The organism is Salmonella sp. SAL03688 (assembly GCF_046551895.1).
In the GTDB taxonomy this organism is placed as follows: Bacteria; Pseudomonadota; Gammaproteobacteria; order Enterobacterales; family Enterobacteriaceae; genus Salmonella; species Salmonella enterica.
The window spans coordinates 1-554 of sequence record NZ_JBGDVI010000062.1; the positions used below are offsets into that span (position 1 = coordinate 1).

Annotated in this window: 1 rRNA gene; it reads left to right on the plus strand. The window is 54.7% G+C overall.

Annotated elements, in window-relative coordinates:
• Nucleotides 1-554, plus strand: a 23S ribosomal RNA gene (locus ACLJR2_RS23710); the annotation flags it as partial.

Here is a 554-nt window from a genome sequence, read left to right on the forward strand (position 1 = left end):
GCAGCCATCATTTAAAGAAAGCGTAATAGCTCACTGGTCGAGTCGGCCTGCGCGGAAGATGTAACGGGGCTAAACCATGCACCGAAGCTGCGGCAGCGACGCTTATGCGTTGTTGGGTAGGGGAGCGTTCTGTAAGCCTGTGAAGGTGGCCTGTGAGGGTTGCTGGAGGTATCAGAAGTGCGAATGCTGACATAAGTAACGATAAAGCGGGTGAAAAGCCCGCTCGCCGGAAGACCAAGGGTTCCTGTCCAACGTTAATCGGGGCAGGGTGAGTCGACCCCTAAGGCGAGGCCGAAAGGCGTAGTCGATGGGAAACGGGTTAATATTCCCGTACTTGGTGTTACTGCGAAGGGGGGACGGAGAAGGCTATGTTGGCCGGGCGACGGTTGTCCCGGTTTAAGCGTGTAGGTGTGTGTTCCAGGTAAATCCGGTTCACTTTAACACTGAGGCGTGACGACGAGGCACTACGGTGCTGAAGCAACAAATGCCCTGCTTCCAGGAAAAGCCTCTAAGCATCAGGTAACATCAAATCGTACCCCAAACCGACACAGGTG